This window comes from Pollutimonas nitritireducens (assembly GCF_002849615.1).
In the GTDB taxonomy this organism is placed as follows: Bacteria; Pseudomonadota; Gammaproteobacteria; order Burkholderiales; family Burkholderiaceae_B; genus Pollutimonas; species Pollutimonas nitritireducens.
Window position 1 is genome coordinate 170,050 of sequence record NZ_PDNV01000007.1, and the last position, 15,712, is coordinate 185,761.

The 15,712-nt window shown below is 57.2% G+C and carries 13 protein-coding genes and 1 pseudogene; 7 read left to right on the top strand and 7 right to left on the bottom strand.

Annotated features, from left to right (window positions below; translation table 11 throughout):
• The first annotated feature begins 1 nt into the window (after window position 1).
• The 3 genes from CR155_RS12210 to CR155_RS12220 are packed head-to-tail and all read left to right on the top strand — an operon-like array spanning window position 2 to window position 3,242.
• Window positions 2-1,297, top strand: coding sequence for an NAD(P)/FAD-dependent oxidoreductase (locus tag CR155_RS12210; RefSeq protein ID WP_102070308.1), 1,296 nt, complete (start codon window positions 2-4; stop codon window positions 1,295-1,297).
• A 6-nt stretch (window positions 1,298-1,303) separates the two neighbouring features.
• Window positions 1,304-2,362, top strand: a complete 1,059-nt coding sequence (locus CR155_RS12215) for a YeeE/YedE family protein (protein ID WP_233214220.1) — start codon at window positions 1,304-1,306, stop codon at window positions 2,360-2,362.
• Between the two features lie 40 nt (window positions 2,363-2,402).
• Window positions 2,403-3,242 (top strand): thiosulfate oxidation carrier protein SoxY, encoded by an 840-nt coding sequence (locus CR155_RS12220; protein WP_102070309.1) that lies wholly within the window; start codon window positions 2,403-2,405, stop codon window positions 3,240-3,242.
• Between the two features lie 66 nt (window positions 3,243-3,308).
• On the opposite strand, the gene paeA is transcribed toward CR155_RS12220, so the two are convergent.
• A complete protein-coding gene (paeA, locus tag CR155_RS12225; protein WP_102070310.1) occupies window positions 3,309-4,604 on the bottom strand; it encodes a polyamine export protein PaeA in 1,296 nt (431 codons plus the stop codon).
• Window positions 4,605-4,798: 194 nt separating this feature from the next.
• Between paeA and CR155_RS20795 the strand changes: the two genes are divergently transcribed.
• From CR155_RS20795 to CR155_RS12240, 3 genes are all read left to right on the top strand, one after another.
• Complete coding sequence (locus CR155_RS20795) at window positions 4,799-4,957, top strand: hypothetical protein (RefSeq protein WP_158238265.1); 159 nt, start codon at window positions 4,799-4,801, stop codon at window positions 4,955-4,957.
• A gap of 66 nt (window positions 4,958-5,023) precedes the next feature.
• Window positions 5,024-6,970, top strand: coding sequence for a PhoX family protein (locus tag CR155_RS12230; protein WP_102070311.1), 1,947 nt, complete (start codon window positions 5,024-5,026; stop codon window positions 6,968-6,970).
• Window positions 6,971-7,247: 277 nt separating this feature from the next.
• On the top strand, window positions 7,248-8,348 hold the full coding sequence (locus CR155_RS12240) for a porin (protein WP_102070312.1): 1,101 nt from the start codon (window positions 7,248-7,250) through the stop codon (window positions 8,346-8,348).
• On the opposite strand, the gene CR155_RS12245 is transcribed toward CR155_RS12240, so the two are convergent.
• Both CR155_RS12245 and CR155_RS12250 read right to left on the bottom strand, forming a co-directional pair.
• Window positions 8,345-9,067 (bottom strand): pseudouridine synthase, encoded by a 723-nt coding sequence (locus CR155_RS12245; protein ID WP_102070313.1) that lies wholly within the window; start codon window positions 9,065-9,067, stop codon window positions 8,345-8,347. The genes CR155_RS12240 and CR155_RS12245 overlap by 4 nt on opposite strands.
• A gap of 55 nt (window positions 9,068-9,122) precedes the next feature.
• Window positions 9,123-11,156: a transcriptional regulator gene (locus CR155_RS12250; RefSeq protein ID WP_233214222.1), complete on the bottom strand. Its 2,034-nt coding sequence runs from the start codon at window positions 11,154-11,156 to the stop codon at window positions 9,123-9,125.
• Between the two features lie 159 nt (window positions 11,157-11,315).
• Here CR155_RS12250 and CR155_RS12255 point away from each other — a divergent pair.
• Window positions 11,316-12,173, top strand: a pseudogene (locus CR155_RS12255) (class I SAM-dependent methyltransferase).
• A 207-nt stretch (window positions 12,174-12,380) separates the two neighbouring features.
• Here CR155_RS12255 and CR155_RS12260 read toward each other — a convergent pair.
• Genes CR155_RS12260 through CR155_RS12275 form a run of 4 tightly spaced genes read right to left on the bottom strand, consistent with a single transcriptional unit; the run spans window position 12,381 to window position 15,705 of the window.
• Window positions 12,381-13,352, bottom strand: a complete 972-nt coding sequence (locus CR155_RS12260; RefSeq protein ID WP_102070314.1) for a Bug family tripartite tricarboxylate transporter substrate binding protein — start codon at window positions 13,350-13,352, stop codon at window positions 12,381-12,383.
• A gap of 18 nt (window positions 13,353-13,370) precedes the next feature.
• Window positions 13,371-14,309, bottom strand: coding sequence for an SMP-30/gluconolactonase/LRE family protein (locus CR155_RS12265; RefSeq protein WP_102070438.1), 939 nt, complete (start codon window positions 14,307-14,309; stop codon window positions 13,371-13,373).
• Window positions 14,302-15,102 (bottom strand): SDR family NAD(P)-dependent oxidoreductase, encoded by an 801-nt coding sequence (locus tag CR155_RS12270; protein ID WP_102070315.1) that lies wholly within the window; start codon window positions 15,100-15,102, stop codon window positions 14,302-14,304. The genes CR155_RS12265 and CR155_RS12270 overlap by 8 nt, the downstream gene beginning before the upstream one ends.
• 42 nt (window positions 15,103-15,144) lie before the next feature.
• The gene (locus tag CR155_RS12275; RefSeq protein ID WP_102070316.1) at window positions 15,145-15,705 is read right to left on the bottom strand and encodes a carboxymuconolactone decarboxylase family protein; all 561 of its coding nucleotides are present in this window, start codon (window positions 15,703-15,705) and stop codon (window positions 15,145-15,147) included.
• Window positions 15,706-15,712: the final 7 nt, after the last annotated feature.

Sequence of the window (15,712 nt, forward strand, 5' to 3'; positions counted from 1 at the left end):
GATGAAGAGTCCAGTGAATCATTCCCGTCGGCACTGGTTGAGTCGTATCGGTAAGACGACCGCCGCCAGCATCGCACTTTTATCTATACCAGTCTTCGCCAAAGCCGCGGCAGGTAAAGTCGTAGTCATCGGCGGAGGATTTGGTGGCGCGACTGCGGCCCGCTACGTCAAACTCCGCAATTCGGCCATTGACGTCACGCTGATCGAGCCATCCAAGACTTTCTACACCTGCCCTTTCACCAATTTATACCTTGCCGGCTTGCGCACATTCGGACAGCAGGGCCATGACTACGACGACCTGCGCGCGTTGGGCGTGAAAGTCGTCCACGACGTTGCCTCGGCGGTGGATCCCGGGACTAAGAAAGTCCGCCTGGCGGGCGGTCAGGTGCTTGCTTATGACAAGCTGCTTTTGTCCCCCGGCATCGATTTCCGCTGGAATGCGCTCGAAGGTTACGACGAAGCTGCTTCGCAGTTGGCCCCGCATGCCTGGAAGGCGGGTGCCCAAACTATCCTGTTGAAAAAGCAGCTCGAGGCCATGCCTGACGGCGGCACTTTCCTGATGGCAGCGCCTGCCAATCCTTTCCGCTGCCCGCCTGGACCCTACGAACGGACCAGCATGGTGGCGCATTACCTCAAGCACCACAAGCCCAAGTCCAAGATTGTCATTCTTGATTCGAAAGATGCATTCTCAAAACAGGGCCTTTTCCAGGATGGTTGGAAACAGGTGTACGGGGACCTGATCGAATGGGTTCCGCTGGCAAAAGACGGCAAGGTCGTTCGCGTCGATGCCAAAAACCTAACGGTGGAAACCGAGTTCGGCCAGATCCATAAAGCAGACGTACTGAACATCATTCCGCCACAAAAGGCAGGTGCGATTGCGGAACTGGCGGGCGTGACGAATCAAAGCGGCTGGGTGCCCGTCAAACCTCAGACCTTTGAATCTGAGCTCGTGCCGGACATCTATGTAGTGGGCGACGCCACTGTGGCCGCGCCAATGCCCAAATCCGGATTCTCCGCTAACGCGCAGGCCAAGGTTGCTGCGGCCGCCATCGTGAACGCACTGGCAGACGAGCCCGCGGTGCAGGCATCGTTCTCCAATACCTGCTACAGCCTCATCGCGCCCGACTACGGCATTTCGGTGGCGCACCTGTACACGCTTAGAGAAGGCAAGCTTGCCGAAGCCTCGGGTGGAGTCAGTCCCAGGAATGCAGACGCCAATTTCCGCAAGCTTGAAGCACAGCATGGGGAAGCGTGGTACAACGCCATAGCGCTCGATACATGGGGTACGCGCGCCTGATGCCCAATGTTTACATTGCCTATGCCACAACTTGAATTGGTACCCTGGGCCGGCCTGGCCATTGGTGTTGTCTTTGGTGTCTGCGGCCAGATCACCGGGTTCTGCCTGCATCGGGGCCTTAGGGAATACTGGTCAGGCCGTGCCGGCTACAAGCTGCATGCCTACGCCCTGGCATTGGCGGTTGCTTTGGCGGGCACCCACGTTGCCGCATCATTGGGGCTGGCGGACATCACCAAGTCCATGTACATGACGCCCTCGTTTTCCTGGCTGTTGCTCCCTGTTGGCGGGCTCATGTTCGGCTATGGCATGGGCCTGTCCAATGGATGCGGCGCGCGCGCGCTCATATTGTTGGGCCAGGGCAACCTCAGATCGTTCGTAGTGCTGGTGTGCCTGGGCATATCCGCTTATATAACCCTTACAGGCATTGCGGCACCATTGCGTGTCCTTATTTCAGACTTCACAACATTCTCGCCAACATCGATAGCAGTGCCACAAGGCCTACCCCGATCCCTGACAGTGTGGATCCTGGTTGCAGCGCTGACGCTTTTCGCCTTGCGACCGCGCGAATCCGGGCAGCGGGCGACCGATTTGACGGGCGGGGCCATCATTGGCCTGCTGGTCGCAGCCGGCTGGCTGGTGACTGGATGGCTGGGCGCTGACGATTTCGAACCGACGCCAGTCGCATCGCTGACTTTTGTTGGTCCCATCGGCGATACCTTGCACTACGCAATGATTGCCACGGGCATGAGCCTGCGTTTCGGTATCACAGTGGTGCTAGGTGTGCTGGTCGGCTCTTTCTTGGCCGCGGTACTGCGGGGTCGATACCGGATCGAAGGATTCGAATCGGCCGGACAGATGTCGCGTTATATTGCGGGTGGTGCCCTCATGGGAGCGGGCGGCGCCCTGGCCCTGGGCTGCTCGATAGGCCAAGGCTTGACGGGCCTGTCCACCCTGGCCTATAGCTCAATGGTATCGGCGTTTGCCATTGTCGTGGGCGCGCGCCTCGCATGGGCGGGTTCATCAGGGTCAATCATGACAGCCTCCCCTACCGTTCAGTCAACATGAGCCCACACCTGAAATTGCAGTCTTATACGGAGCGCGAGGTATGCCCGCGTCTTGTCTAATGGGTTTTCCAGCAATTCATCCGGAAACCGACCGTTCCATAACGCGACGGCGGGTATTGCAATGTACGCTGGCCGGCGTCACTGCCCTATGTCTCCCACGGCTGACGACAGCACAATCGTGGCGAGGCATCGCTACCATCCGCGACTGGATCGGCGACGCGAAGCTGTCCGATGAGGCCTTGCTGATGGGTTTGCCCCTGGTGGCGGAAGATGGCTCCGCCGTGCCACTGACCGTTAATGCAGGTCTGGACCCAAGCAGGTCGCCCATCCGGCGCCTGGCTGTTTTTGCACCTGGAAATCCCACAGCCAGTGTGGCCGAATTCGATTTCGGGCAAGAAATCAACACATTGAACCTGAGCACCCGGATCCGGTTGAGCGAATCGCAAACAGTGATTGCGATCGCCCACATGGACGACGGCCGCGTCATGATTGCCGGGCGCGACGTGCGGGTCACCACCAGCGGCTGCATCGCGCCGGGGCAACCCGACAGCGCCAACGAAATGAAGGCACGCGTGCGCGTGCCGAAAACATGGAAGCAAGGCACCACGGGCGAAGTCCTGACCATGATCACCCATCCCATGACGACTGGCCTGGCGGCAGACGCGGCGGGTGTCACTCCCCCACAACGCATCATCAAGACATTCTCTGCGACACTGGGAGACAGGCCGCTGATTAAGGCAACCTATTACCGCTCGCTTTCGATGAACCCCTACCTTCGGTTCGAAGTGACACCCCGGCAGAGCGGCGAATTGCGATTCGAATGGATTGAAGACACCGGACGCGCTGTCGCATACAAGGAAACGCTTGCTCTTGTTAACTGAGCGATGTAAACCAAATCACCAATTATTCGAGCCTGCCACATAAGAGCCAGGCACACTGGTTTTTGATCATAGCGGCGTTATACGCTTCACAAGCAATTGGTCAATGCGGTAATGATCCACATCGACCACTTCAAATTTGACCCCGGCGTACTCCACGCTGTCTGTCGGCTTGGGGACTTTGCGCAACATGAACATCATGAAGCCTGCCGCGGTTTCGTAATTCTCTTCTTCGGGAAGCTGATCGATTCCCATGGCGCGTTTGAGATCTTCAATGGGAGTCCCTCCTTCGATAAGCCAAGACCCATCGTCACGTTCCAGAATCTGATTGCTTTCGTCCAGGGAGCTACCCCAGTTTCCCATGACGGTCACCATGATGTCGCTGAGCGTAACCACCCCTATCACCAGTGCGTACTCGTTGATCACCACTGCAAAGGTTTCTTTTGATGCCCGGAACTTATCCAACAGCTCCGACAACTTCAATGTGTCGGGAATGATCAAGACGGTGCGCAGACTCGCTTCGTTGATTTGAAACGACGACTGCCTGCCCAGCCAGAGAACCAGTATGTCCCGGGTGTCGACATAGCCGATCACGTGATCGATTACACCATCACATACTGGAAATTTGGAATAGGGATGTAGGGCTATCTTCTGGCGAATGCTTTCTTCGGATTCGCTCAAGTTAATAAAGACGACACTGTCGCGGCCGGTCATGCAAGATGACACCAGTCGGGACTCAAGCTCAAAAACGTTTTGAATGAAGTGCTGTTCTTGCTGCTGCAGCACCCCAGCCTGCGCTCCGGCCTCAACAACCGCCGAGATATCGTCAAAAGTGATATTGTCTTCGCGCGCGGTGTTGACGTTGAACAGTCGAAAAAGCAGGTTCGCCACCAGATTCAACACATAGGAAAACGGTCTGCAAATACGGATAAAGACGTTGATGGGGTTGATCACCGCGACCGCAAACCGCTCGGGAGCCATCATGGCCAGACGTTTCGGCATCAGGTCGGAGAACAGCACGAACAATAAGGTGACAAAAACAAACGAAAGAACGAAGCTGATCTGCTCCGCCCATGCTCCTATGTATACGTAGCTGAGCAAGCCAAGAAAATAAGGACGAAACGCCGCTTCGCCAAGAATACCGCCGAGGATGGCCACCGCGTTCAGCCCGATTTGCGATGCGGCAAAGAAACTGGCGGATTGTGCCTGTATTGCCATCACTTTCAAGGCGCGCTCATCCCCTGCTTCGGCCATGAGCTTGAGTTTTATTTTCCGCGCCGCAGCAAAGGCAATCTCCGTCAAAGAAAGAAAGCCGGCAGCCAGCACCAGAATTACCAACACCAGAATACTTTGAACTGAACTCACAAACCATCCTCACGCAAGGGCATTCGGGCGGTCGCGTCAATTAAGGCCACCCGTCGGCCCCACTCGTCGAGGAAGCCGGTGTAGATAATACCGAATACCTCGGTTGTCCGCGCGCAACTGAATCCTCAGTCGTTCATATCATCGTCATATTCGATCCCGGACTGCCCTATTTCCCTAGTCCTGAGGAAGTCCACATGAAACGCTTCCGTTTGTCGGTATTGGCCGCGGTAGTGAGTTCTGCCACGGCGGTCGCAGTGGCACAGCCGGAAGTTCCTGCCAGCCGCGACCCTAACCGGCAGGACGATAACGAACTGGTGCTATTGAACGCCAAACAGTTGCTTCAGGCAAAATAGTTTAATACGGCTGTAATGAGCACCCGGGATACTGGATGCTCACTTTCATCATAGTCGAGCAGTTCGATGCAAAAATATTACGCCCTGGATTCAGAAGACCTTCCGACCAACACCTCTGAAAATCAACATTTCCAGGATGTTGTTGCACGTGCAAGCAGCCGGCGCGGGTTTCTTAAGTCTGGTATTGGATTATCAGCCGCCCTATTCCTGGCCGGCCCTTTGGTTGCCAGGGCAAAAAGTGAAGACAAGGGCGACACTAAGCAACCCGCTACGCTACTGGGCTTCAACGCCATTCCAATTTCGACCGACGATACGATAAAAATCGCGGCGGGCTATACCGCCGCCGTGTTTGCGCCTTGGGGCACACCGCTGTTCGCAAACGCTTCCGAGTGGCAACCGGACGCCAGTGACGACTCCGCTGCACAGGCTCTCCAGGTTGGAGATAATCATGACGGTATTCATTTTTTTCCCATCGATGGCAGTAGCACTGAAGGCTTGCTGGTGCTGAATCATGAATACACTACCGTCGAGAACGGCGACTATACATGGCTGTTCGGCGCCAACGGCAGCAAGCCCTGGACGGCTGAAAAAACCGAAAAGGCCATGAATGCCCATGGCGTTTCGATAATTCATGTCTTGCGCGACGCCGCCGGAAAATGGGAGATCAAGCTCGATTCCCATTACAACCGTCGCATCACGGCTTCGACCCCAATGGACCTTACAGGGCCTGCTGCGGGTAGCGAACTCCTGAAGACCAAAGCGGATCCCACTGGAACGCGTGTGCTGGGTACGTTCAATAATTGCGGTAACGGCTGGACGCCATGGAACACCTACCTGTCTTGTGAAGAAAATTTCAACAATTACTTCGGCACTACATCTGGCAATGACTCCCGCACTGCCGCACAGAAGCGCTATGGCCTGGCAGCCAACAGCACAGAGTACCGCTGGGAGGAATTCGTCGATCGATTCGACTATGCCAAAGAGCCGAACGAGTCCAACCGCCACGGCTGGATCGTCGAAATCGATCCTTTCGACCCTGCATCGAGACCCAAGAAGCGCACCGCACTCGGCCGCATAAAGCACGAGAACGCGGCGTACGCATTGTCTGCCGACAAGCGCATCGTCGTCTACATGGGTGATGATCAACGCGACGACTACCTATACAAATTTGTATCCGACGGCGTCTATCGGGAAGGCGGCGACACCTCGGCCCTGCTCGATGCGGGGAGGCTGTACGTAGCTAGATTTGGAGATGGCAAAGCCAACGGCGACTTCATGGGCACGGGAGTATGGATCCCGCTGGACAAGGCCGCGAATGCCAAGCTTGCCAAAGACCCCCGCTTTGGCAACCAGGCTGCTATCCTCGTCAACACGCGCCTGGCCGCTGACGCCGCGGGTGCCACCAAGATGGATCGCCCCGAATGGGTAAGCGTACATCCGGGAAACGGTGATGTCTACGTTGCCTTGACCAATAATGACAAGCGTACGACCCCTGACGCGGCCAATCCGCGAGCCCGCAACATCTACGGGCAGATCGTCCGTTGGCGCGAAACCGGCGGCGACGCGGCTGCCACCACATTCGAGTGGGATATTTTCGCGCTGGCTGGCAATCCAAAAAAACACACCAACCGTGACGACCTGATGTCGGGCTCGGCCAACATCACCGTCGACAACACCTTCAACAGTCCTGACGGCCTGGCGTTCGATAGGGCAGGCCGATTGTGGATACAGACCGACGGAAAGTACAGCAACTCTGGCGACTACGAGGGCCAGGGCAATAACCAGATGCTATGTGCCGACCCAACAAGCAAAGAAATACGCCGCTTCTTCGTGGGGCCCAAAGAGTGCGAGGTCACTGGTATTACCTTCACACCGGATAGCAAGACTATGTTCATCAATATCCAGCATCCCGGCGAATCCGGCAATAGCCACTGGCCTGATGGCGGCAGCTCAATACCGCGTTCGTCCACGATCATTATCACTAAGGATGACGGCGGAATAATCGGCAGCTGAATGTCCGAGCGATGGCGGCTATGCCGGTGCCGAAGTCGCGCAGTGCTGTGCTAGCCGGCACGATCGAGCAAGGTCACATGGCCACGACTGTATTCGATAAGGCCGGCCTTTCGCAGATTGCCTGCCGCTGCTGTGACGCCTTCGCGGCGAACGCCCACTGGTCGACGGAGCCACCGATGCACGGCAATATGTCGTGCATAATACTTACCCAAAAAGGGGAGGAAACCAAAATACCGGTTTGACCTTTCCATAAGGGGGACTCAAATCGGAGACACACATGAAGAAGAAGTTGGTGGCCGTTGCCTTGTCAGCGGGATTTATCGGCCTCGCTCACGCGGAAACGTCCGTGATTTTGTATGGCAGTCTGGATGGTGGAATCGGGTATCAACGGGTAAGGGGCAATGATTTCAAGGCAACCCGCAAGGGAATGATCAACGGCATTCGTACTGAGAATCAGTGGGGTCTGCAAGGCGCCGAAGATCTAGGCAGTGGCCTGCAGGCGATATTCCAGGTGGAAAGCGGCTTTGATCTGAACACAGGCGACACTTCCGAGTACGAAACTCGTTTATTTGGCCGTCACGCCACAGTAGGTTTACAGTCCGAAACATGGGGACGGCTGGACGTTGGCCGGCAAACCAATATTGCCGCCAAATATTTTGCCGAGGTCGCCAGTCCATTCGGAGAAGACTTCAACCAGGCTTCAGTGTCGACAGCATTCAGTGCTGCCGACGTCCGCTATGACAATATGGTTATGTATCAGACACCCGAATTAGATGGCTTCCGGTTTGGCGTGGGGTATTCGTTCAACGCGAACGGCAGCCAGCAATATCGTCTGAACGGTGGCGGCGAGCCCAACGTTCGCGCCATCACAACGGGTCTGGTCTACGAAAACGGCCCTCTCGAAGCAGCCCTTACTTACGACCAGTTCAAGACGCCGACGGCAGTGAATGACCAGTATGACGAGGATGAGCGCGGCATAACAGTCCGGTCATGGAATATTGCAGCAAGCTACGACTTCGAAGTCATCAAGCTCCACGCGGGTTTCGGACAAACTCGTAACGGCTGGTTCTCCGAAATGGAAATTGGCGATGAGGGGTTGGAAGAGCTGTCGGCAGTGGACGGCCTGAAAGTGAACTCGTATGTAGCCGGCATCAGCGCCCCTGTGGGAAGTAGCGGGGAAATTCTTGCCGCCTGGACTGTGGCTGATGCCCGAAGCGAAGGCGACGCCAAGACGCAACATAGTTATAGCCTGGGTTATACCTACGCGCTATCCAAGCGCACCGACCTTTACGCTATTGGCTCCTATGCCAAGAATGTCGCTTTCCAGGACGATTTGAAAGCGACGCTGATCGGCGTGGGCATGAGCCACAAGTTCTAGTCGTCGGTACCTGCTTCATCGCTACTGTGGGCGAGTCCAGCCACCTCGGTTGCGGTCAGGTAGCGTGACTCGCCCGGCTGCAAATCAGCATCCAGCGCCACCGGGCCGATTCGTTCACAGTGCAAGGCAAGTACGGGAACGCCTATGGACTCGAACTTGCGCTTAATGTGAAAGTCCTTGCCTTCCTGGATGGTCAACCGGATGCTGCGGTCACCGACGCGAACAAGCGAGGCACACAAGCCCCGCTGCGCTTCGTCGTCCAACCCGGTGTCGGTCGCGACCAGGCTTTCGACATTTTCCGGGAGTGGGTCGGAAAGTGTGACGAGGTAGACCTTTTCACACCGGTTGCGCGGCGAAATGATGCGATGCATCCATTTACCGTCATCCGTGACAAGGATCAATCCCGTCGTGTCCACGTCAAGCCGGCCTACAGTCTGCAGACGGTCCCGTTTTTCCACGTCGAGAAGGTCGATTACCGGCGGATGTTGGCTATTGCGATTGCTGCATTCATGGCCGGCGGGTTTATTCAGCATCAGGTAGCGTAGTCCGATGAGGCACAAGGTTTCGCCTTCCCATTGAACCTCGTCGCCTTCCCGCACCTCATGCGTGCCGCGCTTCATGATCTCGCCGTTGACCGTGACATCGCCGCTGAGGAGCACGGACCGAGCCTGCGAACGTGTGAGATCGGAGCTTTCGCAAAGGTACTTGTCCAGGCGCATTCGGTTTCCAGATGGGTTGTTAACGCACGTAATATACAGGCTTTGCAGACTGCAATCAGGCTATTCCGATACGCTCGGCGGCTTTGCGAAATAATGCTTCGGTATCTGCAGAGAGCCGAAATGCAGCCACGAAACCATCGATCGAATAGGACGGCTGCAATTTATGCAGGGTACTCACCAAGTTGCGCGCTTCCTCCACCCGGCCGGCCAATGCAAGACACTGTGCCGCGATCGCCAGGATGTGGGCATGGGCATGCGGACGCGCTACCGCCATCAGGCTCCAGTCGGCGGCTTCGTCAAAGCGACCCAGCCGGACCAACGCAATCGCGCGCACGGCCAGCATTCCAAAGAGCAGCGGATCGAAAGGACTGAGGCGGCGTGAGTGATCGGACGAGTCGATGGCCGCCTTGGCATCTCCAGACTGACAATTGACGAAGCCCAGGGTGTAATGCCCGAGTGCAAAATTGGGGCTGAGGTCTATGGTGCGCTGCAGCTCGGTCAGGGATTGGTCCCGCTCACCGCGCAACCAAAGGGCCCGCCCCATCGCCCAGTGCGCGGCCGGATCGCGATCGTCGACAAACACGCTTTGCCCGGCAGTCTCGAAGGCAAGATCAATCTCGCGCTGGTGTTCTTCGCCCCAACCCTGAAACGCGTTTTGCCAATGAGTAAAAGACAAGCCGGCATACGCCCGTGAGAACGTCGGGTCGAGCCGCAACGCCGTCTTGAAGAACTGCATTGCCAACTCATTATCACCGCGGTTGAACCTGTACATATGCCAGAGTCCGCGGTGATGTGCTCCCCACGCGTCCAGTGAGCTGGGTGGCTTGAGGATGGCCCGGTTGCGCTCCGCCATCTCGACTTCGGTGTCGATCGATGCAACGATCCGGTCACCCATTTCATTGAGCGCAAGAAAAGTATCGTCCAGGCTGTAGTCAAAGAAGTCGGCCCACACGATACGGGCGGTTCTTGACTCAACAAGCTCGACATTCACAATGAGACGCTTCGCCTGGCGACGCAGCGATCCGCTAACAAGATAGTCAACGTTCAACGTCCGGGCGGCCTCCTCCGGACCTATATTGCGCTGGTCCAGGGCAAACGCAGTACCTTGTGCAATAACAAAGAGGCTGCGCAGTTTTGCGAGTCGGGTAATGATGTCGAAGGCAAGCGCATCAGCTATCCCGCCTCGCGCACCGCTTGGGGCCGATCGATCCAAGAACGGCATGATCACGATCGAGGCGCGGCGCGCACCGCTCGAAGAAGCGTCGGATTCACTGGCGGGCAGCGTCGCCCCCGCGGCACAGAGCAGTGTGTGTTCCGGCCCTGAATGACCGGCAGCGCGTGTCTTTGCATCCCGCCATGCCTTGCGCAAGGGTACAGAGTCCAAGCCCTCCAGCTCGAAGGCGCGAACCGTGGCCGCCAGATGTTCTTCACCTTCCCGCAACCGTCCGCGATGGGTAAGCGCCTGCAGGACCAGCTCGTGCACGCGCAGGTCGAAGGGGACGAGCTGCAACCACTTGTCAAGGCAGGAAAAGCTCTCCTGGGAACCGGTAGCAAGGCGGGCGACGAGGTGTTCGAGAATGGCAGCATGGCAGGCCCGCAGGCGCCGTCGCTGGGCGTTCAGCCAGCTTTGAAAGTCCGGGCTGCGCTCTATCTGCAGCCCCTCCAGAAAGTCGCCGCCAAATATTCCGGAGAGCGCACGTAGCCGTTCTGTACCCAACGTGGGAAGACCCTGTTGCATCCAGCGGTTTATATCGGTCACATCGACATAGCAATCGGTCAGATCCAGGCGGACCGTATCCTTGTCCGTCCTGACCCTGCTACGGGCCGGTTCGTCCAGCAGACATCTTGCCTTGCTCAGGCACCAGCGTAGCTCGCCCCGGGGATCGTTGGGTATATCCCATAGAAGTTCACAAAGACGCTCGCGCGTCAGTGCATGCGGAGCGAGTGCAAGGTAAGCGATCAGGGCGCGCAACTTGCGTGACGCCGGCAGGGTCAATGGGCGCCCCGCCCGGCTGATAGACATGCGTCCCAGCAGACCCACATGGATTTGCACCCCCGAAGTAAGGTCAGCGTATCGATCAGATTCCACGGTGATTTCCATGATCTCTACCACGATCGCCCCCACGATGGATGCTTATCGTAGCCATTAAGAGTCCGGCCCGTGATCGCAGCGCGACACGAATTCCGGCTCTTCACCCCGGCGGTGATCCAAGCCGTCCCACATACCAAGCCTCAATGGAGAACGACGATGTCCACATCCACGATTACCCAGCCCACCACCAGTCAGGCGGGCGATTCCGCACAACCTGACCTTGCCGCCTTGAAAATGCGCCAGCAAGCGACCTAGTCTTCCGGAGACTATGCCGTTGTTGGAACGACCCTGCAGATTGTCGGCGAGCAATTGTGCGAAGCCCTTGACCTGCGCGCGGGACAAAGAGTGCTCGATGTCGCAGCTGGCAATGGCAATGCGTCCCTGGCTGCCGCGCGCCGCTGGTGCGATGTCGTCGCCACCGACTACGTGCTTGCGCTGCTGGGCCGGGCACGTGAGCGCGCCGCCGCCGAGCGTCTGCAGATCGAATTTCGCGAGGCGGATGCGGAAGCCTTGCCGTTCGAGGACTCTAGCTTTGACGCCGTCATGTCGACGTTCGGCGTCATGTTCACGCCCAATCAGGAAAAGGCAGCATCCGAACTGATACGGGTATGCCGTCCGGGAGGAAAAGTTGGCCTCGCCAATTGGACACCCGAGGGCTTCATCGGTCAAATATTCAAGACCATAGGCAAGCATTTGCCACCGCCTGCCGGCGTCAAGTCTCCCGCGCTCTGGGGTACGAAGACGCATATCCAGGAGCTGTTCGAAACACAGGCAGCGTCGATCAGTATTGAATCCCGCCACTTCGTGTTTCGGTATCGTTCGCCGGAACACTGACTGCAAGTCTTCAAAACCTACTACGGCCCACTGCTCAAAGCCTTCGGGTCCCTGGAATCGTCGACGCAAGCCGCCCTGACCACCGACATCATGGCGCAGATCGAACGGTTCAATCGCTCCGGCGATGCGGGTATGGTGGTGCCCAGCGAATACCTTGAAATCGTCATAACGCGCAGGTGAGCAGCCTTTGGCCCCGGAGCGTTGATACCCCTTGGCATTCAGGGTGGCGACAGAAAGGAATTGATGCACGGCACAACTCCAAAACCGCAGCCCGTAGCGTGCGGCGTGGATAGACCCATATTCAAAATCATACGCCCGACAGCGCTTCATGCAAATAGAAATGCCCCGGCCTGCATGCAGGCCGGGGCATTTCACCCTGTGACGATATTACTCGTTGACCGTGATTCCCTCTGCCTTGATCAGGTCGCCCCATTTCTTTGTATCGGCGCTGATGATGTCGGCGAACTCTGCGGGTGTCGTCGGGGTGACATCCACACCCGAGGTCCCAACATACTTCAGGACTGACTCGGATTTCAGAGCTGCATGTACCGCCGCATTGATCGTAGCGATTCTGTCCGAGGAAGTGCCTTTGGGAGCGAAGATCCCATACCAGTTATTGGCGTACACATTCTTGATGCCGAGCTCGTCAAAAGTCGGCACCTCCGGCAAGACGCGCGACCGTTGCGGCGCTGCAATAGCAATGGGCAGCACACGATCGTCCTTGATAAACGACACCAGGCCAGAAATGTCGCCGAAGAAGCCCCCCACCTGTCCGCCGATCGTGTCCTGTATTGCAGGCGCGGCACCTTTATATGGAATGTGCAGTATGTTGGCCCGTGTCTGCGCCTTCAATAGTGAAATTGCCATATGAGGCATGCTGCCAATGCCCGACGACGATAAGGTGGTGCCACTTGCATTGTTGGCTTCGTTCAAGAAGTCTCTTATGTTCCTGACCTTGCCCTTGGCCGGAACGACCAGAACCTCGGGCGTCGAGACCAGCATCGAAATGGGTGCAAGATCTTTGTCGGGGTTGTAGACAAGTTTTGGATACAACGGCGGATTGATCGCGATCGCACCGGCCGAACTCAAAAATAGCGTATTGCCGTCGGGCGCTGCTCGCCCCACGTAGCTGGCAGCAATAGCTCCGTTGCCGCCCGGCTTGTTCTCGACAATGACGGAAGTCTTAAGAGTTACCTCCATTTCCTTGGCGACTACCCGTGCCAGAGAGTCGGCCGGCCCACCTGCGGGAAACGCAACGACGATCGTGGTCGGTGAGCTGGCATTCACGCCTGCCGCCGACAGTCCAAGTGCCAACGCCAGAATAGTCTTGCCCAGGGCCAGTTTTTTAGTTTCTAACATACTTCCTCCTTGTAGCTCTCAGGCACCCGCAATTCCTTGCGTGTTGACGTAGAGCGAGTAAATCGACGTGCATGACGCCATGAACAAACGATTTCGATGCTTCCCACCGAAACATAGATTGGCACAACGTTCTGGCAACGCTATCTTGCCAAGCAAGTCGCCCTCTGCCGAGAAGACCCTGACGCCGTCGAGGTCTGCGGAGCCCATTCCCCATCCGCACCAGAGGTTCCCGGCAACGTCCACCCGAAATCCGTCCGGCGTACCATCACCCGCATTGAACAAGACTCGCGGGTTCCGCAAGCGCCTTCCATCCGGCGTAACGTCAAACACCAGGACATTACGCGGACGCGCGCGCGATTCGATGACATATAGCTTTTTCTCGTCGGGAGAGAAGGCCAGACCATTGGGTCCGTCCACCGAGTCAGCCACCATGGTTACCTGGCAGGAGTCCGGGTCTATCCGGTAGACACAAGCAGGCAATTCCTGCGGCGCCTTTTCTCCCTGGTAATACCCCACAATCCCGAAGGGGGGGTCGGTGAACCAGATCGAGCCGTCGGACTTGACCACAACGTCATTCGGTGAATTAAGCCGTTTCCCGTCAACGCTGTCAGCCAGCACCGTTAGTTTTCCGTCGTACTCCGTCCGTGTAACGCGCCGACCAAGATGCTCGCAGCTGATCAACCGGCCCTGCCGATCTCGGGTATTGCCGTTGGCAAAATTGGAGCTCTCGCGATAGCTGTGTACCTGTCCGCTGATTTCGTCCCACCGCATGATCCGATCGTTGGGAACGTCGCTCCATAGCAAGTAGCGGCCGTCGCCAAACCAGACAGGGCCTTCTGCCCAGCGGCACCCACTGGCCAGCTTCTCAATCACGGCCAACGGCAATACCAACTTTTCAAAACGCGGGTCAAGTGCAATGATCGCCGGGTCAGGATAGCGGGACGATAGGTTAGTCACATCGTGCACTCATGCCTCCATCCACAAGAATTTCAGTCCCGGTGATAAACCGGGCCTCGTCAGAAGCCAGGAATAAGGCTGCATTGGCCGTGTCCATCCCATCGCCCATGAACGGCAATGGAATGCGCGACTGCCGCTGCGCCAACAAGCCGGCTATGTCGCCACCCGAACGCTGCCCAGCAAGCCGTGTTTCAACCATAGGCGTATGCATCTGGCCTGGAATGACGGTATTGCAACGAATATTTCGCTTGGCGTATTCCACCGCCACAACGCGGGACAACTGGATCACTCCCGCTTTCGCACTGGCGTAGGCGACCTGGGCAGAACCGGTCCAGCGTATGCCCGAGGTCGAAGAAATATTGACGATGGAACCTGACTGCTGTTCCTCCATGATAGGCAACACGTGCTTGCAGCCCAGAAACACACTTTTCAGATTGAAATCGATTTGCTGATCCCATGCGGTTTCGTCGAGCTGAACAGGGCCGCCCTTTTTGGATCCGCCCACATTGTTGACCAACACATCGACACGGCCATATGTGTCGATGCATGCCTGGACCATGGACCGGACAGCCTCATCGGAGGTGACGTCAGCGTGCCAGGTCGCTATTTCTCCACCAAACTCACGGACTTTGGCGACAGTCTCCAAAAGGGTATCCGGATTAAGGTCAACCCCAAATACTTTTGCCCCCTCTTGGGCAAAGCGGTAGGCAATGGCTCGGCCATTGCCCCATCCTGGCCCCACACTACCCGCGCCACTGACGATAACGACTTTGTTGTTCAAACGTCCGGACATTGAATTTTCCTGAAACGATGATGCAGTTCGCACTGCCTGGCCTCAATCGTGGGCGTGTGCAAAGAATCGGCTTTCACCCTCGGGCGGCTGTATGTCAAAAACATTGAGAGTCATGGAGATCAAGGTGTAGTAGCCGGCCAGTCCGACCAGATCTACCACGGAGGGCTCGTCCAGCAACCGCACTGCCCTCTGGTAAAGCTCGTCAGGCACTCGCCGGTTCTCGACCAGGCTTCCAATGAATTCGTACACCAGCGCTTCATCCTGTTCGACGAAGACCGGCGTCTTGCCCTGGCGAATGCACTCGGTTATTTCCGGGGTAATACCCGCCTTCACCGCGATGGGCTGGTGCGCCCACCATTCAAAGTCCGAGCGCCATAGGGCCGCCATGGTCAAGATGGCAAGCTCCGACAAGCGTGGCGGCAGGCTGGAGTCGTACCGGCAGTACTGGCCCAGCGCCTGCGCATGCTCGGCCAAGCCCGGACGGTGCAACCAGACGGCCAGCGGCCCCCGGACCCTTCCGCGCGGACCGGCCATGATCGCGTCGTAGACGCGCCGTTGGTGCTCTGACATTTGATCTGGTTCTGGTGCAAATAACTTTGCCATGTCTACC